The sequence below is a fragment of the Flavobacterium kingsejongi genome, from assembly GCF_003076475.1.
Lineage (GTDB): Bacteria > Bacteroidota > Bacteroidia > Flavobacteriales > Flavobacteriaceae > Flavobacterium > Flavobacterium kingsejongi.
This window is the reverse complement of the sequence record NZ_CP020919.1, coordinates 3,818,732-3,841,039: the sequence shown is the minus strand read 5'-3', so window position 1 is coordinate 3,841,039 and position 22,308 is coordinate 3,818,732. Positions and strand designations below refer to the sequence as shown.

General features: G+C 38.7%; 25 protein-coding genes. 18 read left to right on the top strand and 7 right to left on the bottom strand.

Annotated elements, in window-relative coordinates:
* Window positions 1-91 precede the first annotated feature (91 nt).
* Together FK004_RS17270 and FK004_RS17265 are read left to right on the top strand one after the other, a co-directional pair.
* Window positions 92-772: a hypothetical protein gene (locus tag FK004_RS17270; RefSeq protein WP_108738385.1), complete on the top strand. Its 681-nt coding sequence runs from the start codon at window positions 92-94 to the stop codon at window positions 770-772.
* A 140-nt stretch (window positions 773-912) separates the two neighbouring features.
* Window positions 913-1,155, top strand: coding sequence for a DUF7218 family protein (locus FK004_RS17265; RefSeq protein ID WP_108738384.1), 243 nt, complete (start codon window positions 913-915; stop codon window positions 1,153-1,155).
* Here the strand turns inward: FK004_RS17265 and FK004_RS17260 are convergent.
* The 5 genes from FK004_RS17260 to FK004_RS17240 form a co-directional block, all read right to left on the bottom strand.
* Entirely contained in the window at window positions 1,152-1,988 is an 837-nt protein-coding gene (locus tag FK004_RS17260) for an O-methyltransferase (RefSeq protein ID WP_108738383.1), read from the bottom strand. The two genes, FK004_RS17265 and FK004_RS17260, sit on opposite strands and share 4 nt — an antisense overlap.
* Before the next feature lie 8 nt (window positions 1,989-1,996).
* Window positions 1,997-3,451, bottom strand: coding sequence for a nicotinate phosphoribosyltransferase (locus FK004_RS17255; protein ID WP_108738382.1), 1,455 nt, complete (start codon window positions 3,449-3,451; stop codon window positions 1,997-1,999).
* A gap of 64 nt (window positions 3,452-3,515) precedes the next feature.
* Complete coding sequence (gene prs, locus FK004_RS17250) at window positions 3,516-4,352, bottom strand: ribose-phosphate diphosphokinase (RefSeq protein WP_108738381.1); 837 nt, start codon at window positions 4,350-4,352, stop codon at window positions 3,516-3,518.
* Between the two features lie 75 nt (window positions 4,353-4,427).
* Window positions 4,428-5,126: an NUDIX hydrolase gene (locus tag FK004_RS17245; RefSeq protein ID WP_108738380.1), complete on the bottom strand. Its 699-nt coding sequence runs from the start codon at window positions 5,124-5,126 to the stop codon at window positions 4,428-4,430.
* A gap of 60 nt (window positions 5,127-5,186) precedes the next feature.
* Window positions 5,187-7,049, bottom strand: coding sequence for an ABC-F family ATP-binding cassette domain-containing protein (locus FK004_RS17240; protein ID WP_108738379.1), 1,863 nt, complete (start codon window positions 7,047-7,049; stop codon window positions 5,187-5,189).
* Window positions 7,050-7,445: 396 nt separating this feature from the next.
* Between FK004_RS17240 and FK004_RS17235 the strand changes: the two genes are divergently transcribed.
* The 3 genes from FK004_RS17235 (at window position 7,446) to FK004_RS17225 (ending at window position 10,679) form a co-directional block, all read left to right on the top strand.
* Complete coding sequence (locus tag FK004_RS17235; protein ID WP_157956144.1) at window positions 7,446-7,856, top strand: hypothetical protein; 411 nt, start codon at window positions 7,446-7,448, stop codon at window positions 7,854-7,856.
* 235 nt (window positions 7,857-8,091) lie between these two features.
* On the top strand, window positions 8,092-9,258 hold the full coding sequence (locus FK004_RS17230; protein WP_108738377.1) for a glycosyltransferase family 2 protein: 1,167 nt from the start codon (window positions 8,092-8,094) through the stop codon (window positions 9,256-9,258).
* Between the two features lie 110 nt (window positions 9,259-9,368).
* A complete protein-coding gene (locus FK004_RS17225) occupies window positions 9,369-10,679 on the top strand; it encodes a dihydrolipoamide acetyltransferase family protein (RefSeq protein ID WP_108738376.1) in 1,311 nt (436 codons plus the stop codon).
* Between the two features lie 53 nt (window positions 10,680-10,732).
* Here FK004_RS17225 and FK004_RS17220 read toward each other — a convergent pair whose 3' ends face one another.
* Window positions 10,733-11,746: a helix-turn-helix transcriptional regulator gene (locus tag FK004_RS17220; protein WP_108738375.1), complete on the bottom strand. Its 1,014-nt coding sequence runs from the start codon at window positions 11,744-11,746 to the stop codon at window positions 10,733-10,735.
* Window positions 11,747-12,135: 389 nt separating this feature from the next.
* Between FK004_RS17220 and FK004_RS17215 the strand changes: the two genes are divergently transcribed.
* The 13 genes from FK004_RS17215 to FK004_RS17160 all read left to right on the top strand — a co-directional run bounded on the left by FK004_RS17215 (window position 12,136) and on the right by FK004_RS17160 (window position 21,804).
* Window positions 12,136-13,653, top strand: a complete 1,518-nt coding sequence (locus FK004_RS17215) for a TROVE domain-containing protein (protein WP_108738374.1) — start codon at window positions 12,136-12,138, stop codon at window positions 13,651-13,653.
* 509 nt (window positions 13,654-14,162) lie between these two features.
* Window positions 14,163-15,587, top strand: a complete 1,425-nt coding sequence (locus tag FK004_RS17210; protein WP_108738373.1) for an RtcB family protein — start codon at window positions 14,163-14,165, stop codon at window positions 15,585-15,587.
* Window positions 15,588-15,721: 134 nt separating this feature from the next.
* Window positions 15,722-16,498, top strand: coding sequence for a 3'-5' exonuclease (locus FK004_RS17205; RefSeq protein ID WP_108738372.1), 777 nt, complete (start codon window positions 15,722-15,724; stop codon window positions 16,496-16,498).
* Between the two features lie 47 nt (window positions 16,499-16,545).
* Window positions 16,546-17,157: a fumarylacetoacetate hydrolase family protein gene (locus FK004_RS17200; protein WP_108738371.1), complete on the top strand. Its 612-nt coding sequence runs from the start codon at window positions 16,546-16,548 to the stop codon at window positions 17,155-17,157.
* Window positions 17,157-17,501, top strand: a complete 345-nt coding sequence (locus FK004_RS17195) for an Hpt domain-containing protein (protein WP_108738370.1) — start codon at window positions 17,157-17,159, stop codon at window positions 17,499-17,501. Before FK004_RS17200 ends, FK004_RS17195 begins: the two co-directional genes overlap by 1 nt.
* Before the next feature lie 78 nt (window positions 17,502-17,579).
* Window positions 17,580-18,827, top strand: a complete 1,248-nt coding sequence (locus tag FK004_RS17190) for a CinA family nicotinamide mononucleotide deamidase-related protein (protein ID WP_108738369.1) — start codon at window positions 17,580-17,582, stop codon at window positions 18,825-18,827.
* Window positions 18,828-18,904: 77 nt separating this feature from the next.
* Window positions 18,905-19,141: a 50S ribosomal protein L28 gene (gene rpmB / locus FK004_RS17185; protein ID WP_073355163.1), complete on the top strand. Its 237-nt coding sequence runs from the start codon at window positions 18,905-18,907 to the stop codon at window positions 19,139-19,141.
* Between the two features lie 26 nt (window positions 19,142-19,167).
* The gene (gene rpmG, locus FK004_RS17180; protein WP_108738368.1) at window positions 19,168-19,350 is read left to right on the top strand and encodes a 50S ribosomal protein L33; all 183 of its coding nucleotides are present in this window, start codon (window positions 19,168-19,170) and stop codon (window positions 19,348-19,350) included.
* A 9-nt stretch (window positions 19,351-19,359) separates the two neighbouring features.
* The gene (locus tag FK004_RS17175) at window positions 19,360-19,512 is read left to right on the top strand and encodes a DUF4295 domain-containing protein (protein ID WP_108738367.1); all 153 of its coding nucleotides are present in this window, start codon (window positions 19,360-19,362) and stop codon (window positions 19,510-19,512) included.
* Between the two features lie 212 nt (window positions 19,513-19,724).
* Window positions 19,725-20,678 (top strand): signal recognition particle-docking protein FtsY, encoded by a 954-nt coding sequence (gene ftsY / locus FK004_RS17170; RefSeq protein WP_108738366.1) that lies wholly within the window; start codon window positions 19,725-19,727, stop codon window positions 20,676-20,678.
* A gap of 6 nt (window positions 20,679-20,684) precedes the next feature.
* Entirely contained in the window at window positions 20,685-20,861 is a 177-nt protein-coding gene (locus FK004_RS19275) for a hypothetical protein (RefSeq protein ID WP_157956142.1), read from the top strand.
* A 234-nt stretch (window positions 20,862-21,095) separates the two neighbouring features.
* The gene (locus tag FK004_RS17165; RefSeq protein WP_108738365.1) at window positions 21,096-21,527 is read left to right on the top strand and encodes a lipocalin family protein; all 432 of its coding nucleotides are present in this window, start codon (window positions 21,096-21,098) and stop codon (window positions 21,525-21,527) included.
* The gene (locus tag FK004_RS17160) at window positions 21,508-21,804 is read left to right on the top strand and encodes a DciA family protein (protein WP_108738364.1); all 297 of its coding nucleotides are present in this window, start codon (window positions 21,508-21,510) and stop codon (window positions 21,802-21,804) included. Before FK004_RS17165 ends, FK004_RS17160 begins: the two co-directional genes overlap by 20 nt.
* Before the next feature lie 53 nt (window positions 21,805-21,857).
* Here the strand turns inward: FK004_RS17160 and FK004_RS17155 are convergent, their stop codons facing one another.
* Window positions 21,858-22,277: a nucleoside-diphosphate kinase gene (locus FK004_RS17155; protein WP_108738363.1), complete on the bottom strand. Its 420-nt coding sequence runs from the start codon at window positions 22,275-22,277 to the stop codon at window positions 21,858-21,860.
* Window positions 22,278-22,308 lie beyond the last annotated feature (31 nt).

Here is a 22,308-nt window from a genome sequence, read left to right as displayed (position 1 = left end):
AAATTATTCTTAATAATGTAGTATTTGTATCGTTATGTCATAATCGTTTTTGTAAATTTAGACTAATAATTTTTAACTAAAACCAAACATTATGAAAACAAAAAATGTAGTACTAGGACTTGCAGTTATTGCAATGGGGTTCACCTCATGTAAGAACGAAACAGAAATGAAAGCAGAGAAAACAGTAGATTCTTATGAGAAATATGTGGATTCTGTAGGTAAAGTTGCAGAAGTGGATGCCAAAGCCAACTGGGCTGCTGTAGAAGCAGGGTATGAAGCCAGAACAGCAGAAGCAGAAGCAGCTCTTGAGAATTTCAAAGATAAAACCAAAGCTCAGGAAAGACTGCATGCCAGTAAAGCCAAATATGCAGAATTAAAAGCGAAATATGAAGCTCAGGTAGCTGCAGAACAAAAAGCAAAAGCTGAAACAACTACTGCTGCTACAGGAAACGGTTTAAGAGATACTTTTTTTGGTGGTAAACTTGGAGAAGATATGAACTTTAATTGGGTAAATAAAGATAACATCCTGAGTGTATATCAGAATTTTGTAGATACATTCAATAAAAATAAAGATTCCTACTCAAGAGAAGATTTTGATAAAATCAAAACCTGGTATGAAGCTTTGGATGCTCATAAAAATAAAGTAGAAAAAGAAGGACTTACTTCTAAGGATAATTTACAAATCGCTAAGTTGAAATTAGAATTTGCTCCAAAATTCAAATGGGAGCGTATGACTGCTAAAGCAGATGAGAATGCAAAAGCTAAAGAATAATTTTTTAAATTAGTTTTTTAAAAGGCGGCCTAAGGGCTGCCTTTTTTTATGGCTATTGCTGAGTTTAACGGAAGGTTAACGTGCTTGTTTCCAATTGTTGGCTAACTTTAATAGTATGTTTAATCTTTAAATGAATGATTATGCCAAAGAAAAGCCCAGGTTCGCAGGTTAAAAATAAGGACCAATATGAAGCCTTACGGGATAAGGGATATAGTAAGGAAAAATCAGCCCGGATTTCCAATAGTCCCGGAGCCGAAAAAAGAGGAGGAAAGGCTAAAGCATACGAAGACCAGACCAAGGTACAAATTTACGATGAAGCTAAAAAAGTGGGTCGTTCCAAAATGACTAAAAGTGAACTGATAAAAGCATTGCGTACCAATTAATCGAGCAGCCCCCAGAGTTTACGGATCCCTAAAAAAGCATTCAGGAATTTTGAGGAAGATGCGCGAATCACAAAATGCTGCTTTTCCTGTTCCCGACGAAAAAAAACAATCCCCCACTGAAAGGTATCTATCGTGACACTTACTTTGGGGTGTTTTTTTAGGATTTCCCAGGCTTCTTCCATACCTGCAGACCAATGAATGTCGTCAAAAATCCAAACTGTATCGTTGGTTGCTGTTGGGAGAAGCTGCTCAAAATAGGCTAATGTGGCTTGCTTTTGGTGATTGCCATCAAAATAAACGAAATCATAAGAAATTGTTTTTGGTAGTGTATTAAAATAAGCACTAAACTCTGTGGTATGGACCGAAACATTTCTGAAATCATATTTAGCCAATTCTGCCCTTGTTTTTTGTGCGGTAGCCGAACAACCTTCGAGCGAAGTAATAGTAGCTTTTGGACTCCCTGTAGCTAAAGCGGCAGTGGCTAAGCCCAATGAAGTTCCGATTTCTAAAATACTTTGAGGTTCAAAATAGCGGCTAAGACGGAAAAGGAGTTCTCCATCTTTAGTCGAAATACCTGCATTAGTTGCAATTTGTTGGACAGTTCGGCGGTTGCTGATAAAAACCCGGGATCCGGCCCCAAAATCGGTTACCTCCAGGACTTCAGTATTCTCCTGAAGTCCTTTGCGGTATTGTTTTAACAGATTGTATTCCGGATAAGCCGTAGTGTCATAAAAACAACGGCTCACCAATCGGTACACGAAAGGCGAATGCAATCCGTGTGCGTTTTTGGAGTTCCAAAGGAATTTGAGATACGATTTTAAAAGATGTAGCATCGGAAAGGTTATAATGACATACGTTCTCGTATGGCGGCCAGGTTGTCGTCTATTAGTAACTTACCGTCAGAAAAAACGACTTTTAATTCTCCTGATTTCTCCTCTTCCCAGGTACAGTCATCTTTTAATTGTAACTTCCCTTCGTTATCTTTATAGATTTGCAATAGTCCTTTAGCAGATTTTTTGGTACCATCATCAGTGATTGGGTTTTTGAAAATCGCTCTTCCTTCACCATTGACTTCGCCATAGGTTGCTTTCATTGCAAAGCCGAAAGTATCGCGTGTGTTATATTGATAAGTATAAGAGCCTATTCCGAGCACGACATTGGTGGAAGCAAATCCTTTTTGTTGCAGGCGGCTGCAGATTTCTTCTGCTCTTTCAAGATTGATGCTGTCACCGTAAATAGCACCTATTTGGGGAATCAATTCTTTATATCCCTTGTCGTTGGTCATACCGCCAAAAGTATCCCATAACAATTCGATTACGCCTTTTTGTTCCTCGACTGTTTTTCCTTCGGGATTTCCGCAAATTATGGCTACCGGATCACCACTATCGGGACGGATTACTACTTTGCCCTCACGACCTATGATTTCATTTTTTAATCGGGGTAAATAATCAGTGAGTACTTTCCATAAGTCCCAGGTATCGGATACAATGGAAATGATACCCTTTGGATATACTGTTGTAATGAGTCTTTTAAAAGTCTCAAGTTCACCAGTATTCGTTCCCATACACATTACAGAATGTTCAGTAGCCGCCACTGATCCTCCAATGAGTTCCATATCGGAATCCGCATTATAATAATCTTCAAAGAAATCAATTGCCGGTATGGTATCAGTTCCTGTAAAGCTTAAGAGGTGGCCAGCTGCTGATAGTGTAGCAGCTTCAATTCCTGACATTCCCCGCATCGAGAAGTCATGTCCCTGCCAGTTTACAAATTCAGGAACAGAAGAAGTTTCGGAAGCATAACGATCCAGGATGTTACGGTATTGTTTGGCTAATGTTGCAGAAGTGCATGGCATCCAGATTACGGTAGAAAGCAACGTTTCAAAATAATTTGTAAGCCAGAAAAACTCCGGTTTGGTGTTGTAAAGTGTAAACATGGGAACCCGCATAGGAACTGCTGTGCCTTCGGGAAGCGCTTTTATGGTCATAGGGATATAACCCAGGTCATGAAGGTCTTCAATATGTTTTGTGCCAACCTGATTTTCTCCGAGGAAATTATTAATTCTCCGGGCATATTTTTTTACAACTGTTGCTTTTGGCTGTTGAAAGAAATAATGCTCAAAATCGTGTAAGATGTATTTTTTTATGAAATATTGCAGTCCCAAAAATACAACAGCATCAATGTCTTTATTTCTGCTTTTTCGGGGAGTCCAGTTCGAATATACTAAAGTGGTATGGTCTGGGTATTGTCTTCTGTGATCTACTTTGTAGCCGTCGGTTAATAATAAAGGATTCATAATAATGGGATTTAGGAAATATACTTTAGTGCTATGTTTTAATAATCGAGGAATATTTTGTTTGTTACATCAGGTCTTTAATATCCATTTGTATAACATTCGGCTCTTTGATATCTTGGAAAGAGTTAGTCGTATATATTTTTGCAAATACAGCATTCAGGGTATCAAAACCTTTATTGAAAATACCGTGACTAATGGCTAAATATAGTTTGCCTGCATTATTTTTTATCAATTCTTCGGCAAGGCCTAAAAAGGTGCCGCCACCATCACAAATATCATCTACGATCAGGCAATTTTGTCCTTTTAAATCGTCGGAGTATACTTTGAAGCCAGATAATTTTCCAGATTTTACATCTCTTTTTTTACTGCATTCTATAACTTCTTTTCCGCCTAAAAATTGAGATACTTTATAAATTTTCTTTAACGCTCCACCATCGGGAGCGACTAATAAAGTATTCTGGCCAATTTCTTTCAATACCTTTTGTATAAAAATGTGATTCGTCAAGGCTTCGCAGTTATTAAGTAATGCAGGAGCCACTTCGGAATGGGAATCGAAAATGGTAATTTTGTTTAATTGGAGTGCATTTATGATTGTAGCATTGACTTTTACAGAAAGTGGTTCTCCCGCAATCATAACACGATCCTGGCGTGCAGCTGGAAAATAGGGAAAAAAACCTTCAATTGATTGTACACCCATTCTCCTGAGTGCGTCAACCGCAAGGCAAACCATGCCAATTGCATCAAAAGAATTTAAACGATGGGTGATGGTCACGGTTTCCGCAGTATTAAAATCAGGATCGATTTTAATGTGTGGCTCACCACCTGAAAAAGTGAAGGATTGGAATGCAATAGTATTTTGTGTAGGAAAGGGATTGAAGCTGTTATCTAAATTGAGTACCATAATAATATGTATTTGTGTTATTATTACGCAAAGTTAATCGAAAAGAATTTTACACACAAGTTATTTGTGTATAATTTACGCAAATTTAATTTCGAAGAAGAAACCTGCTGTGGAAAGGTCGAGGTATTTTTGTTTATTGAATCTGAAAAAACGAGCCGGGCGACCGCTTTTGGAAGGGGCGATCTTATTGGTTTCATCAATGATTCCGAAGCTTAAAATCTTTTTCCTGAAATTGCGGCGGTCTAATGGTTTTTCAAGTATGGTCGCATATAGGTTTTCCAAATCTGAAAATAAAAATTCATCATCCAGCAGGTCAAATCCAATAGGCTGGTAGGTTAATTTGCTTTGCAATCTTTCAAAAGCAGTATGGATGATTTTTTTATGATCGAAACCCAGCTCAGGCAGTTCGTGGATAGGGAACCATTGGGCTGATTCTGCATCCGTAGCAGTTTGGGTAGTCAGGATCATTTTTGAAGGTTCAATCAGGGCAAAATAGGCTACTGAAATCACCCTAAAGCGTTGATCCCGGTTAATATCGTCTCCAAAAGTATAAAGCTGTTCCATATAGTTTACCGTAATACCGGTTTCTTCATGAAGTTCCCGTGTTACTGCTTCGGTTAATGTTTCTTCATTTAAAACGAAACCACCGGGAAGACACCAGGTATTTTTTAAAACACCTAATTTCTGTCGTACTAATAATACGAAAAGCTCATTTTTTTCATAACCGAAAACAATAGCGTCTACGGCTACTTTTATATCCTGGGAGATTGGCATTTTTTTTAATTTGAATTAAAAGTAAAAAAAATCGAAGTCTTTTGAGGACTTCGATCATATTTATTCTTCCATTTTGGCACTCAGTTCAAACCAGCGCTCTTCTTTTTCCTCCATTTTGGAGATGAGCATCTGGAGTTCATCGGCTTTTTTCTGGATATCGGTATCGGGAACTTTTCCATCGGCAAATAACTGTTCAATGGTTGTCTTTTGTGCTTCGAGTTCTTTGATCTCTTTTTCTATTTTCTGAAATTCTTTCTGTTCGTTGAAAGTCAGGTTACCTGTGGGGTTGTTTTGTTTCCAGGCTTTTTTCTCGGCTTTGTTTTCTTCTTTCTGTTGTACATCGGCACTATCTTCATAGGCGCGGAAATCAGAATAATTGCCAGGGAAATTTTCAATAACGCCATTTCCACGGAACACAAACAGTAAATCGACAATCTTATCCATGAAATAACGGTCATGCGAGACTACCAATAAGCAGCCTGGATAATCCAAAAGGAAGCTCTCCAGTACATTTAGTGTTACAATGTCAAGGTCGTTTGTAGGCTCATCGAGGATCAGGAAGTTTGGGTTTTGGATCAAAACTGTACAGAGGTACAAACGTTTCAATTCACCACCACTTAATTTCTCGACAAAATCATACTGTTTCTTGCTGTCAAATAGAAAACGTTCCAGCAATTGGGAAGCAGAGATGATCTTTCCTTTGGTTAAAGGAATGTATTCACCATATTCTTTAATAACATCGATAACACGTTGTGCTGGTTTTGGATTGATACCGCTTTGGGTATAATACCCAATTTTAATGGTTTCCCCCACTACTACTTTCCCACTGTCCAGGGGTAAGGTTCCGGTGAGTAAATTCAGGAAAGTTGATTTTCCAGTTCCATTTTTTCCAATAATACCAATGCGTTCCCCACGTTGGAAGTCAAAAGAGAAGTTATCCAGAATAACATGGTCGTTGAACTTCTTGGATACTTTATGGAGTTCAATGATTTTACTACCCATACGTTCCATGTTGATTTCAAGCTCGACTTTATTCTCCTTACGGCGGCTTTCAGCTTTTTCTTTGATCACATAGAAATCATCCTGTCTCGATTTGGATTTTGTGGTTCGCGCTTTTGGCTGGCGGCGCATCCATTCCAGTTCTTTCTTAAAAAGATTCTGTGCTTTGTCAACACTGGAATTTTCAGAAGCAATACGTTCTTCTTTTTTCTCTAAGTAATAAGAATAATTTCCTTTATACTGATATAATTTTCCATTATCCAGTTCGATGATCTCGTTACAAACGCGTTCCAGGAAGAACCGGTCGTGCGTTACCATGAACAGGGTGATGTTTTCTTTGGCGAAATAACTTTCCAGCCATTCGATCATTTCAAGATCCAGGTGGTTGGTAGGCTCATCCAGAATTAACAAATCCGGACGGCTGATCAGGATGATCGCCAGCGATAATCGTTTTTTCTGTCCCCCGGATAGGCTTTTTACTTTTAGCTTAAAGTCTTCCAGTTTGAGTTTGAACAGAATCTGTTTGTATTGTGTTTCAAAATCCCAGGCATTGTGCTGGTCCATTTTGTCAAAGGCTTTTTGATACGCTTCTTCATCATTGGGATTTTCCAGTGCCGTTTCATATTCGTGGATGACTTTCAGGATAGGATTGTCAGAAGCAAAAATGCTTTCTTCGATCGTCAGGTCATCCTGGAGTTTATTATCCTGGGATAAGAAAGCCATTTTGATGTCTTTACGCAAAACCACTTGTCCAGTGTCCGATTCGTCCTCACCATTGATGATTTTCATAATGGAGGTTTTACCTGAACCGTTTTTGGCGATAAAAGCAATTTTCTGGTCTTTATTAATCCCAAAAGAAATGTCTTTAAAAAGCGTGCGCTCCCCAAAGGATTTCGAAATATTCTCAACTGATAAGTAATTCACAATACAAAATTTTTGCAAAAGTAAGGTATTTGTTTTTAACTTGAAGCTTCCGTGGTACTGTCCTGTTTGTTTGGACGATAAAAATCAGCCGTAATCCTTCTTTTATACTGTGATAGTTGTGCTTTAAGAAGAAGGAATTTTACATGGTTTTGCTGTAATTGATTGAGGTTATAAATGGTGATTTATTTAGTATAGTTGTCGTACTATAATTTATTTATTAGTTTTTTTGGAATGAATCAGGAATTGTTAGAACCGCATTATAATTCGTTTTTGAACAAAAACAGATTGTTGGTAATAATTTTTTTATTTAAGTTTAAACGTAATTTTTATTAAATTAAATATCATATAATTGCACAAATCATTTAAAGACAATGGTGTTAATTTAATTTTTAAAGTATGAAAAAAATATTACTACTATCTATGTCAGTTATATCAATAGTATCTTGTCAATCTGAATCTGAACAGGTAAAAATAGCTAAAGCTGAGATGAAAAATATGGGATATAAGGATTTCGAAATCGAACCGTACACGTTTACGGTAAAAGAATTCAACGACAAAGATATTTACTTAATGATTGAAAAGAAATATGCTGAAAACTTCCATCGCATTAGCAAAATCGGCACGTTTGATGAAATTACTGCCGTACAAAAAAAACAGATGGAAATTTTAGAAAAAGCAAATAAGTCTACTGGTGAAAAGTTTTGGAAGGTTCAAGCAATCCAGATGGATGGCTCTGATACACTGCATAATAAAATTATCTATATCGATAATGATAATAAAGTAGTAGATAATTATAATATAAAATAATATTGCGAGTCTCTTTTAATGATTTCGAGTTGATGAACGATTTTAATTAAAGGCTCCATATTTGGATTTTAAGATCAGAATTTTTAAGTTTTATGATTTTTTTTTTTTCATTTCGTATAGACAAGTGTTATGATTTTTTTTGAATCTTAGTTTAACTTTGAAATTTGTTGGAAAATGTTTAGATCATTAATATTGATGTTAGTGACAAAAACAAATTTCAAATTATATTTGTCCCATGCAGTTATCCGTAATCATCCTTAATTATAATGTGCGCTATTTTCTGGAGCAGTGTGTTTTGAGTGTCCAGGAGGCCATTAAAAACCTTGATGCCGAAATTATTGTGGTGGATAATAATTCTGCTGATGGCAGTTGTGCTATGATGAAAGCGCGATTTCCGGAGGTTACTTTAATCGAAAACACAGAGAATGCCGGATTTCCGAAAGGCAATAATATAGGTGTTGCGATTGCAAAAGGAGAGTATGTTTGTATCCTTAATCCTGATACTGTAGTGGCAGAAGATACTTTTGAAAAAGTGCTTGCTTTTGCCCGTAATACAACCGACTTAGGTATTGTTGGGGTAAAATTGATTGATGGGACCGGTAATTTTCTGCCGGAATCCAAAAGAGGTATTCCCACACCTTGGGTGGCTTTTACTAAAATCATGGGATGGTACCGGTTTTTTCCCAAATCAAAAATACTGGGGCGGTATTATGCCGGGCACCTGGATAAAGATCAGGCAGGCAAAGTCGAAATCCTGGTGGGCGCTTTTATGGTGCTGCAACGGGATTTGTATCTGCAATTGGGTGGATTTGATGAAAAATGCTTTATGTATTCCGATGATATTGATTTGTCCTATTGCGCTTTGATGGCCGGAAAATCCAATTATTATTATCCGGAGACTACTGTAATCCATTATAAAGGAGAGAGTACTGTAAAGGATAGTACCTATATGAAGCGATTTCAGGAAGCGATGAATTTTTTCTATGCCAAGCATTTTAAAGTAGCGCCTGTTTTTTCCTTTTTTATGAGTATGGGGATTGTATTCTTTTCTGCTATTAAAAGGTTTCAGGGGAAACCCCGTCCCAAAAGAGTTCCGGATCGCTATGTACTACGATCGGAAAATGGTATTTTAAAAGCAAAACTCGAAAGTATTTTGCAAAAAAATGTGGCTTTGGATTCTTCAAAAATAGAAAATAACGTATTTTCGCATCAGGGCTACGGAATGGGGCCGGTAGAGATTATCCTCGATAACAATGGTATGTCTTTCCGAAGTATTATTAAGGTGCTCGAAAACTCCCAAAATCCGGCTGCCACATTTAAAATCCTGCCACAACATTCCGCATTTATAATCGGAAGTAACAGCAGTAATGACAGAGGCGAAGTAGTGGTCATTGGGCCATGAGAAAAATTGATGCTAAATCGGACATAAAAATTACATTAAATTAAATTTTAATTCGAAATATTCATTAATTTCGCAAGCAGAAATTAAAAAACCACCTTTAGGCTAACGATATGGCAAGATTTGAATTGAAATTACCCAAAATGGGTGAAAGCGTTGCAGAAGCAACAATTACCAATTGGTTGAAAGAAGTTGGAGATACGATTGAAGCAGATGAAGCGGTACTGGAAATAGCAACAGATAAAGTAGATTCAGAAGTGCCTTCTGAAGTAAGCGGAGTACTTGTTGAAAAACTTTTTCAGAAAGATGACCTGGTACAGGTTGGACAAACTATTGCTATTATCGAAATATCCGGTGGTGTGGTAGTAGAAGCTCCTGCTACGGAAACAACAACAACGACAAATAACATACAAGCGGTTGAAAATACAATTACTGCAGCGAAAGAAACAGTAGCACAGGATTTTTCCAATTCCGAAAAATTCTTCTCTCCTTTGGTAAAAAATATTGCAAAAGAAGAAGGCATTTCTGTAGCCGAACTGGAATCTATGAACGGATCCGGTAAAGAAGGCAGAGTAACCAAAGATGATATCCTGAATTATATTAAAAATAGAAGTAGCCAGCCAGCTGTGGTACCCGCTGTTGCTCAAGCACAGGCCAGTGCAGCACCGGTTAAAGCTGCTGAGGCTCCAAAAGCAGCACCTGTTTCTGTAAATGGAGGTGACGAAATCATCGAGATGGACAGAATGCGTAAACTGATCTCGGGCTATATGGTGGCCTCTGTACAGACTTCCGCACACGTTCAGTCTTTCATTGAGGTGGATGTGACGAATATTGTGAAATGGCGCGATAAAGTGAAAAATGCTTTTGAAAAAAGAGAAGGTGAAAAACTGACTTTTACACCTATTTTCATGGAAGCCGTGGCTAAAGCATTAAAAGATTTCCCGGGAATGAATATTTCTGTGGATGGCGATTATATTATCAAAAAGAAAAATATTAACCTGGGTATGGCAGCAGCCTTGCCAAACGGGAACCTTATTGTGCCGGTTATCAAAAATGCCGATCAATTGAATATCGTTGGAATGGCCAAAGCCGTAAATGATTTAGGAAACCGAGCGAAAGCCGGAAAACTAAAACCAGACGATACACAGGGTGGTACTTATACGGTAACGAATGTAGGAACTTTTGGGAGCGTTTTTGGAACACCAATTATCAACCAGCCACAAGTAGGGATTTTAGCACTGGGTGCGATCCGTAAAGTGCCGGCTGTAATTGAAACGCCAGAAGGAGATTTCATCGGGATCCGTCAGAAAATGTTCTTATCCCACAGTTATGACCACAGGGTTGTTGATGGTGCATTGGGAGGAAGCTTCGTAAAACGCGTGGCCGAATACCTGGAAGCATTTGATGTAAACAGGGACTACTAAAGAATGTAGCAATAAAATTAAAAACCTCCCAAGCGTTAGCCTGGGAGGTTTTTTTATATCTCAAAATATTGATTTTGGGCATTTTCAAGCCTCTTGGCAATCCTTCGGATAAGATGGCGCGGTGAGACAACCTTGATTCCGTCGCCAAACCCTAGTATTTCACGTTCCAATTCAAAATTGAGGATCACATCAATACGGATCCTGATACCGCTTTCATTTTGCTGGAGTACCGTCTGGGAATGATGCAGCGGTTTGGTGATGACATACGGGGCATGGGCATTCGTAAATTCCAGGATGACTTTTTGTGCCCGTTCCTGTGCCGTTTTGGTAACACCCAGTACATCATCAAAATAGCGGTCAAAGTCAACCCCTTCATAAGCTATGAATGAGGCCTGTGGTAAAATATAGAATCCTATGATCCGATCCAGTGCCAACGTTACAAGATGAGTGTGTTTGGATTGTCCAATAAGGAACCAGCGGTTACGGTATTCTTTAAGCAGGTAGGGATGGTAGATCTCCTGACTGGATTTTTGAGCCTTAAAAGACTTGTATTCGATAAGTAATGGATTTTTACCCAGGATCGCCTGGTAAATGGGATTGATGTGTTCCAGTCCCTTTAATTGGGCATTACTTTCAAACTGGATGTAGTTCCTGCCCTTGTCCGAAGATTTATGCAGGTTGTTTTCCAGTTTGGCAATCATGTCACTCATTTCATCAAAATAATGAAATCCGTTCAGGTGTTTCAAAACACTGACAATCTCCTTCATCTTCTCCATATCCGCACTATTGATCGGGGAATTGGCAATGCTGAATTTCGGGTCTTCATAAGTATAATACTTCCGGTCCACAATAACAATCGGGGCATTGTATCCCAATTTGTCGCTTCGCATCAACTGGAGATCGCTTTGTAGCGTACGTTTGCTGATTCCCGTCGTGATCCCTTCATATTCATATAAGGCATCGGATACTTTTTCCATCAGGTCTTCCAAGCTCCACTTTCGGAAACGGTTTTTCAAACAATTGTCTATTGTTTTATAACGAATCAAAGCCAGTTTATTTGTTGCCATAGTATTTCAGTTTTATTTTGGGCGTGTCCCTGCGGGCCGGGCTGTCCACTCTATCTTTTTCTCCCAGAAAAGGAGAAAAAGGATGCCGTTTCCATCCCTCACGCAACAGTATAGCAGTATAAAATCCTAAAATTGGAATGCTGCAGGATTTCAAAAATACAAATTTAGCGGATTACTACGCGGTATAATTGCGTAGTAAGAGTGCGGAAAGTGAATTTTAAAATTATTTTATTTTTTAAAGCTTTATTATATAGGTGTTTGTTTTTTTTATTGAAATTTTTTTATGCTGCGCAATTGTGTTGCGTAGTGAGGTGGCCATCTTTGCAATGTCAGAAACGAACAAGGATTGATTTGTTCCAGAGAGGTACTAATTCCTAAATCTAAATAGTATGAAATTCAATTTTAATAATAAACAAAAAACGGTAACGCAAAATCACGAAAATGCAAAAGCATTTGTGATGACGCCTGAAATGGAATTGTATACTGCAGTAGTAACTACCGGATTGAATGATTCCTTTTATGAAGCTGACAATGTAAGATTCGAAAGAATTAGCGGATTATTGCAAAAATGTGCCCCAGAGTTTGTCGCTAAACTGGCTGTATATGCCCGTACGGTGATGCAGCTGCGTTCGGTTTCGGTACTGCTTTCGGTAGCGCTGGCTCAACGGGTTTCCGGGGGATCCCTGGTACGGCATACGATTGGTAAGGTAGTGCAGCGTGCTGATGAGATTACCGAGTTATTGGCTTGCTACCAAATGCTGAACGAAAGAACAGCGGTAAAAAAACTGAACAGGCTTTCCAAACAGGTACAAAAAGGATTGGCGATTGCATTTAATAATTTTGATGAATACCAATTTGCCAAATATGACAGGAATACAGCGGTAAAGCTCAAAGATGCTTTGTTCCTGGTGCATCCAAAAGCAAAAGATGAAGGCCAGCAGCTTATTTTTAATAAAATCGCTTCCGGTACACTTGCGACGCCTTATACCTGGGAAACGCAGCTTTCCGAATTGGGTAAGATCCAGTTTGCAGATGCGGATGCTAAAAAAAGAGCGGTAGCCCAAAAATGGGAAGCGCTGATTGAAAGTAAAAAAATCGGGTACATGGCTTTGATGCGTAACCTGAGGAATATAATCCAGGCTGGTGTTTCGGGGATTCATATCCAGATGGTATGTGATTACCTCTCCGATGCAAAAGCGGTAGAAAATTCAAAACAGTTGCCTTTTCGTTACTTATCCGCTTACCGCGAAATAAAAGCACTGGACTCCGGTTATGTGCCATTGGTCTTGCAGGCGCTGGAAAAAGCTGTATTGCAGGGCGCAAAGAATATTAAAGGTTTTGGTTTGGATACCGCAGTAGTAATTGCCTGCGATGTGTCGGGTTCGATGCAGGGACCGGTTTCTGCCCGCAGTTCAGTATTGCTGTATGATATCGGACTGATGCTGGGCATGCTGATGCAGTCCAGATGTAAGAATGTCATCAGTGGAATGTTTGGGGATACCTGGAAAACCATTCCGATGCCGCAACATAATATTCTGGCGAATGTTCAGGAATATTATAAAAGAGAAGGCGAAGTTGGGTATGCTACAAATGGATATTTAGTATTGGAAGACCTGATCCGGAGAAAAAAAGTGGTTGATAAAATCATGCTTTTTACCGATGTGCAATTGTGGAATAGCAACGCTACGAATAATACTATGGCATCTTCCTGGAAAAACTATAAAAAAATAGCGCCTGCCGCCACGCTGTATCTTTTTGATATGGCCGGACATGGAACTACGCCTTTACAAATTCAGGAGAACCAGGTATACCTGATTGCAGGTTGGTCGGATAAAGTATTTGAAATACTGGACGCTATTGAAAATAAAGAAACTGCATTGGATACTATCCTGCAGGTTCAGTTGTAGGCTTCTCCCGCAATCAGGGAATTGCGGGAGATTTAAAAATAAAAAATGCAAGTGCCGTAGGTAAGGGTTACTTCGCAATTGTAACGCCCAGGTCGCAGGTTCGAATCCTGCCATCTGTAAGATGTAGCTCAGTTGGTTAGAGCAGGACAGTCTCTTATCGTTTTTTGCCTTGCTTTAATTATAAAAAACAGGATGCCGTAGGGAGGAGTTACTTCGTCGCTATAAAGGGAGGAATAGTGAAGTTGTAGTAAGCAACAAGACTATCCGGTTCGACTCCGGCATGACAAGCCCTGTTACTCACCCGCTTTTTGCTTCTGTTTCAAAAATAAGATGCCGTTTGCAAGTGTTACTTCGTCTGGTAGTTTTGTCAGGTTCGAATCCTGAAAGTAATACAACACTTGTTATTGTAGCTCTTACTAAGAGTGCCGTCGTAAAGTGTTACTTCGTCCAATTAAAAAATAAACATTTTACCAAAGTTGCCTCTTTTAATTTTAAAAAAAAAATAAATCATGAAAAATACAGTATCAGGAACGGATTTTATGGCCGTTGGTTATGAGCAAAATAAAATTTTAGGAACTGCAATTGAAATTGCCAATATGCATTTTGAAGCACTTCCAGTAAAAGAAAAAATAGAATTATTCCAAAAAGTAGTAGAAAATCCGGCGCATTTTTTAGCAGATGCTGTTATAGCGCCACTGGCTTCTCAGTTGATTGAAAGTGCTAAAATGCCACAGGATGAAACTATTGCTTTGCGGGAAGAGATCCAGGATTATGCAGTATATGGAGCAGATCAGATTGTAGCGGGAGCCAGAGATCAGATGGATGTTGCAATGCGGCTTCCGGTAACCGTGGGTGGAGCATTGATGCCCGATGCTCACCAGGGATATGGATTGCCGATAGGTGGGGTGCTGGCAACTAAAAATGCTATCATGCCGTATGGGGTAGGAGTGGATATTGGATGTAGAATGGCGCTATCGATTTATGATGTACCGGAAACTTATTTTGAGCAAAACCGGGCAAAATACCAACGGGAATTAATTGCACATACGAAATTTGGTGCAGGGCGTGGCTTCCATGGGCAGTATAAATCGGGGCATGAAGTGATGGATCGGAATACATTTGACCTGACACCCCTGATGAAGAAATTGAAAGATAAAGCCTGGTCACAATTGGGATCTTCCGGAGGCGGGAATCATTTTGTTGAATTTGGAATTATCGAATTCAGTGAAAGAGATGAGGTGCTTAATATTAACAAAGGACGCTATGTCGCTTTATTGACACATTCTGGTTCCAGGGGATTTGGCGCTACTATCGCCGGACATTATACCCAATTGGCAAAGCAAAAGACAAAATTACCCAAAGAGGCTGTAAATCTTGCTTATCTGGATATGAATACGCAGGAAGGTCAGGAATACTGGATTGCAATGAATTTAGCAGGAGATTATGCTTCGGCCTGTCATGAAGTAATCCATGAGAAATTAACCCGTGCCATTGGTGGAGTCGTTTTGGCTAAAGTTGAAAATCATCATAATTTTGCATGGAAGGAAATCTGGAATGGGGAAGAAGTGATCGTACATCGTAAAGGAGCTACGCCTGCAGGTAAAGGTGTGATGGGAATCATTCCGGGATCGATGACGGCTCCTGGGTTTTTAGTGCGGGGGAAAGGGACAGAAAATGCTATTAATTCCGCTTCCCATGGTGCCGGTAGGCTGATGAGCCGTACACAGGCGATTAAGAGTATCACAAAATCAGAAATGAGGCAGCAGCTAAAAGATCATAATGTTACGCTAATCGGTGCAGGAAAAGATGAAGCCCCTATGGCGTATAAAGATATTCATCAGGTCATGGCTTCACAAAAAAACCTGGTTGACATAGTAGCTCAATTTACACCAAAAATAGTCCGTATGGCGGATGATGGAAGTCGGGAAGATTAAAAAACCTCAAAAGCATATCGCTTTTGAGGTTTTTTTATGCCTTAAAACGAGTGAGGATATCAATATAAAAACTTAAACAGTAAAGCAGTTTACGTGTAAATCTTTATATTTGTCATCCATACAAAACATAAAAAATGGAACTTAAATTAACTAAACCAATCTGCTTTTTTGATCTTGAAACCACTGGAATCGATATATGTAAAGACCGGATTGTTGAAATATCGGTATTTAAAGTATATCCCAACGGAACGAAAGAGAGTAAAACCTGGCTTGTAAATCCCGAAATGCCTATTCCGCCTCAAACGACTGCCGTTCACGGAATCACGGATGAGAAAGTGGCTAATGAGCCTACTTTTAAAGAACTGGCTACAATTATTCATAACATGATGAAGGATTGTGATCTGGCCGGATTTAATTCGGATCGTTTTGATATTCCATTGTTGGCAGAAGAATTGTTAAGGGCCGGAGTAGATTTTGATATGAAAAATAGCGTTGCGGTAGATATTCAAACGATATTCCATAAAAAAGAAGAGCGTACATTGAGTGCTGCCTATAAATTTTATTGCGGGCAAAGCCTTGAAAATGCGCATTCAGCAGAAGCGGATACTATGGCTACCTATGAGATATTGAAATCCCAGTTGGATCGTTATGAGGATTTGCCTCATGACATGAAATCGCTGTCGGAATATACAACCCGTAAAAAATCAGTGGATTTTGCAGGTTTTATTGCGTTGGATAAAGACAATGAGGAAATTTTTGCTTTTGGAAAACATAAAGGTGTCAAAGTAAATAAAGTGCTGGAAACGGAGCCGGGCTATTTCGGATGGATACAAAATGCCGATTTCCCTTTGTATACCAAAAAAGTACTGACGGCAATTAAGCTGCGAAAACTGAATACTAAATTAAATTGATTGGATCGTTATAATCCAGAATCATAACCCACAATCATCCCAATTGTATGAAAATCATCTGCATCGGCAGGAATTATGCCAAACATATAGAAGAGCTTCAAAATGAGCGCCCGGAAGAGCCGGTAGTTTTTTTAAAACCCGATTCCTCCATTTTAATCAAGCAAATGCCTTTTGTGATCCCGGAATTTTCAGATGATATCCATCATGAGATAGAAGTGATTGTGAAAATTACCAAAGTCGGTAAATATATCGAGCCTAAATTTGCCCATAAATATTATGATGAGGTTGGAGTAGGGATTGATTTTACTGCGCGTGACTTACAGGCAAGATTAAAAGAAAAAGGATTGCCCTGGGAGAAAGCCAAAGGTTTTGATGGCGCAACTGTACTGGGTGATTTTGTGCCTAAAGCACAATTTGCGTCCTTGGATAATGTAAGTTTTGAGCTCAAAAACAATGGTGAAACTGTCCAGCTTGGAAATACAAGCCACATGCTTTGGAAAATTGACGAGCTGATTTCCTATGTTTCCAAATATTTCACCCTGAAAATTGGTGATATCCTTTTTACCGGAACTCCGGAAGGTGTGGCGAGGGTACAGCCCGACGATATCTTGGAAGGATACTTGGAAGGTCAAAAGCTTTTCAGAATACAGGTGAAATAATGGCGATAAATTATAACTTAGAAAAAGTGTACGCTATTTCAGATAACGACACGGAATTCGTGCTCCAGATTATTGGACTGTTTGTCGCCGATGTACCCCAGGATTTGAAAAAAATAAAAAATGGGATCAAGGAAAAAGACTTTCAGGAAGCCTATAGTTATGCTCATAAAGTAAAGCCTACTATTGATTTACTCGGGATGGATTCCGCTTTGGAAGAAGTTGTTTTGGTAGAGAAGTGGGCGGAAAAACAGGGCAAGAAAAAAGAAATTATTGAGGTGCTTAAAAGTTTGGAAAACCATATCGAAAAAGCCGTCAAAGAAATAAAAAAGGATTTTAATTTATAAAATCTGCAGTGATTCAGGAGGAAGGAACAGCACGAAAAGGAAGGACTCATCGGCAGATTATAGCTAAAAACAACAGTAATGAAGGCAACCATAGTCACCATAGGCGATGAGATTCTCATTGGCCAGATTGTAGATACAAATTCAGCATTTATAGCAAAAACACTTGATAAAGTAGGGGTTGAAATACATGAAATACTTTCGATAAGTGATAGTAGGGAGCATATTTTAGCCACTTTTAAAAAACTGCAAAACCAGGTAGACCTGGTAATTATCACGGGTGGTCTTGGCCCGACGAAAGATGATGTCACGAAAAAAACATTCTGCGATTATTTTGAAGATGTTTTGGTAGTTGATGAGAAAGTGCTGGCCCATGTCACAGAGCTGATAGAAGGGTTTTACAAGCGCCCTATTTCCCAAATCAATAAAGACCAGGCACTGGTGCCATCCAAATGTACAGTGCTTCCAAACACAGTAGGTACAGCACCGGGCATGTGGATGAAAAAAGAAAATACGGTATTTGTATCACTTCCGGGAGTTCCTTATGAAATGAAATACCTGGTCGAAAATGAAATACTGCCCAAGGTGATTAAAGAATACCAGCGGCCTTTTATACTGCATAAAACTGTCCTGACTTACGGGCAGGGGGAAAGCCTGGTGGCAGAGCGGATTGAAGCCTGGGAGAACAATCTCCCTGATTTTATCAAACTGGCCTATTTGCCCAATCCCGGAAGAGTGCGCCTGCGTCTTTCTGCCCGGGGAACAGACGAAGCTTTTTTGATGAAAGGCATTGAAGACAATGTGATTTCCCTGACAAAAATCATTGGAGATATTATTGTAGGTTATGACGATAGTGAAACATTGGAATTCGTAGTCGGGCAACTGTTGGCAAAGTATAAAAAAACGATTGCTACAGCTGAAAGTTGTACCGGAGGCGGACTGGCAGCTCTCTTAACGTCCATACCGGGATCCTCGGCCTATTTCCAGGGCAGTGTGGTCAGTTATGCCAAAGCGGCTAAGATAGATGTCTTACACGTGTCTGAAGAGACAATTCGCGACTATTCTGTGGTAAGTGGACAGGTTGCGGAAGAAATGGCATTGGGAATACAAAAGATAATGCACACGGATTATGCCATTGGAGTGACCGGAAATGCCGGTCCGTCCAAGGATGATACCGAGGCAGAAATCGGTGCTGTTTTTATTGCTTTAGCCACCCCAAACGGTGTTACGTCCGAAGAATTTAACTTTGGGCAGCCCCGGGAGAAAGTCATTGACAGAGCGATAAATAAGGCTTTAGAGATGATTCAGAAAGAAATTTTAAAAAACTAGATTAATTAGTTTGCTTTATAGGTTTCTTTTTTGTTTCTTTGCACCCTGATTTTGAATAACGATAAAAGATAAGCATAATGTCAAGAGTTTGTGACCTTACGGGTAAAAGAGCGATGGTAGGAAACAATGTTTCTCACGCGATGAACAAGACTAAGAGAAAATTTTCTGTTAACTTAGTTAAAAAACGTTTTTATCTTCCTGAAGAAGACAGATGGATTACTCTTAGAGTAGCTGCATCTACAATAAAAACAATTAATAAAAATGGAATTGCTGCGGTTTTGAAAAAAGCCAAAGCTGAAGGATTTATTAAATAATCCGTTCCTAATAAATATATAGCAAGATGGCAAAAAAAGGTAATAGAATTCAGGTGATTTTAGAATGTACTGAACACAAAACAAGTGGTCGACCAGGTACATCAAGATACATAACAACAAAGAACAAAAAAAATACTCCGGACAGATTAGAGATTAAGAAATTTAATCCAATCCTGAAAAGAGTAACTGTTCATAAAGAAATTAAATAATAATTAGTCATGGCAAAGAAAACCGTAGCAACATTACAGACAGCTTCTAAGAGATTATCTAAAGCGATCAAAATGGTAAAGTCTCCAAAATCTGGTGCATATACTTTCGTTGAAAGCGTTATGGCTCCTGAATTAGTAGAAGAATTCTTGAAAAAGAAATAATCTAAGACATAAATATATAGAAAAGCTACTTTCATTTCGGAAGTAGCTTTTTTATTTTTTATATTTACGTCAAATTTGAGGAGAAGCATATCCCCGGCTCTTATCGCACAAGAAGAAGGAAATGGTGGGGCTTTTAACTCGTTTTTTTTAAATTTTGAACTGTTCCTTCTGGAATATCGAAAGAGTTAATAATCAATCAATCGCGCACAGCAATGAGTTTTTTTAAGAAAATATTTTCATCCGACAAAAAAGAAACCTTAGACAAAGGCCTGGAAAAATCCAAATCAAGCTTTCTCTCGAAACTGACAAAAGCAGTAGCGGGAAAATCAAAAGTTGATGATGAGGTACTGGATAACCTGGAGGAAATACTTGTGGCTTCCGATGTAGGTGTGAATACAACTCTAAAAGTTATTAAGCGAATCGAAGAGCGGGTTTCTAAGGATAAATATGTAGGAACCGAAGAGCTGAATGCTATATTGCGTGAAGAGATTGCGGGTTTGCTTTCTGAAACAAATACTGGTGAATCCACAGAATTTGATATCCCTAAAAATAAAAAACCATACGTGCTGATGGTGGTCGGTGTTAATGGTGTAGGTAAGACTACAACTATTGGAAAACTGGCATACCAGCTTAAAAAGGCAGGATATAGCGTGGTATTAGGAGCTGCAGATACTTTTCGTGCAGCAGCAATAGACCAATTGCAAATTTGGGCCGACCGTGTAGGTGTGCCTATCGTAAAACAACAGATGGGGAGTGATCCTGCTTCTGTGGCATTTGATACGTTACAGTCTGCGGTAAGCCAAAATGCCGACGTAGTTATTATCGATACTGCTGGTCGTCTGCATAATAAAGTAAACCTGATGAATGAACTTACCAAAGTAAAAAGGGTAATGCAAAAAGTCGTTGAAGATGCACCGCATGATGTCTTGTTGGTTTTGGATGGGTCTACCGGACAAAATGCTTTTGAACAGGCAAAGCAATTTACTGCTGCAACCGAAGTGACTTCACTGGCAGTGACTAAACTTGATGGTACTGCAAAAGGTGGTGTTGTTATAGGAATTTCAGACCAATTCCAGATTCCGGTAAAATATATCGGTGTAGGGGAGGGAATTGAAGATCTGCAGGTATTTAATAAAGTAGAATTTGTAGATTCTTTCTTTAAATAAAATTAAATGGCTGTTTCATTAAAAAATGTAAAACCAGTACATTACTATGTCCTGTTTGTAGTCTCCATCCTGATTGCACGCCTCTTTGAAAATAAGATTGCAATACTCTACTACCTCTTTGTGTTATTGGGTTTTGCCTGCTTGTATATAGCGGCTAAAAAGTTCTTTACCCGAAAAAAATAAATTTCTTTTATGGTGCGGTAGTGCCAAATTTAAGTTGTGTTTTTAATACGACTGTATTGTCTATAGGGTAATTCTTGTTGTTTACAGTTCTGAACTTTCAAGAGAGAATAGTCCTGTACAAAGCATATCAATTGTGAATAAAAAACCGATTTTGTTTGGCTGCAAATAACAGGCTTTCCAGAAATTTAGGCCTAACTTTGTCTTCCGGTATAAATAAATCCAAAAGTCTTTTCTATGAAAAATATCTTAAAAATCATTCCTGTTTTACTACTTTTTTGTGCCTGCCATCAGGAACTTGATCTTGCGCAGATCAATGGCTATTGGGAAATAGAAAAAGTAATCCAGCCCGATGGTAAGGAGGTTGATTTTAAAATCAATATGAATTATGATTATTTTGAAATAGGAAAGGACAACAAAGGATTTCGAAAAAAAGTAACCCCACAGCTTGATGGTACTTTTCTTACAGACGATACCAAAGAAGATTTGCAATTGATAAAAGAAGGTGATAAAGTACTTATTAATTATACCTCACCGTACTCCAAGTGGACTGAAGAGCTGATTGCACTTTCTGATTCAGAATTAGTTGTACGCAATGCGGAAAAAAAAGAATACCATTATAAAAGAGCTAACCCAATAAATATCACCAATGGCGAAACGGAAAAATGATAACAGTAGCATCAGTGATGTGCTGAAAGAGATCATGCAGTCAAATAAACTCCAGCCGGGAATAGACCAGGTGGCTGTTAAGGAAGCCTGGAGAAACCTAATGGGAAATGGTGTTAATAGTTATACCCAGGATGTAATGCTGAAAAATAATACATTATATGTAGCATTAACATCTTCTGTCTTGCGACAGGAGTTGAGTTATGGGAAAGAAAAAATAATCAAAATGATTAATGAGGAATTGCGGAGGGATGTGGTAAAAGATGTCGTATTGCGATAAAAAAAAGCCTGACAATTTAAATTGTCAGGCTTTTTTTATGAATTGTAATGGGATTAGAATTGCTCTCTTCCTGCAAAATGAAACGCACCTTCAAGGGCTGCATTTTCATCGCTATCAGAACCGTGTACAGCATTCTCACCAATAGATTTTGCATATTTTTTACGGATAGTTCCTTCAGCTGCATCAGCAGGATTAGTAGCACCAATTAAAGTTCTAAAATCTTCAACAGCGTTATCTTTTTCTAAGATAGCAGCAACAATAGGGCCTCTTGACATGAATTCTACTAATTCTCCGTAGAAAGGTCTTGCAGCATGCACTTCATAAAATTTCTGAGCATCAGCAACAGTAAGTTGCGTTAATTTCAGGGATACGATTTTGAAACCACCTTCGGTGATCATGTTTAGAATTCCTCCGATGTGTCCATTTTCGACAGCATCCGGCTTAATCATTGTAAAAGTTCTATTTGTTGCCATTTTGTTTTTTTAAATTTGCTGCAAAAGTAGG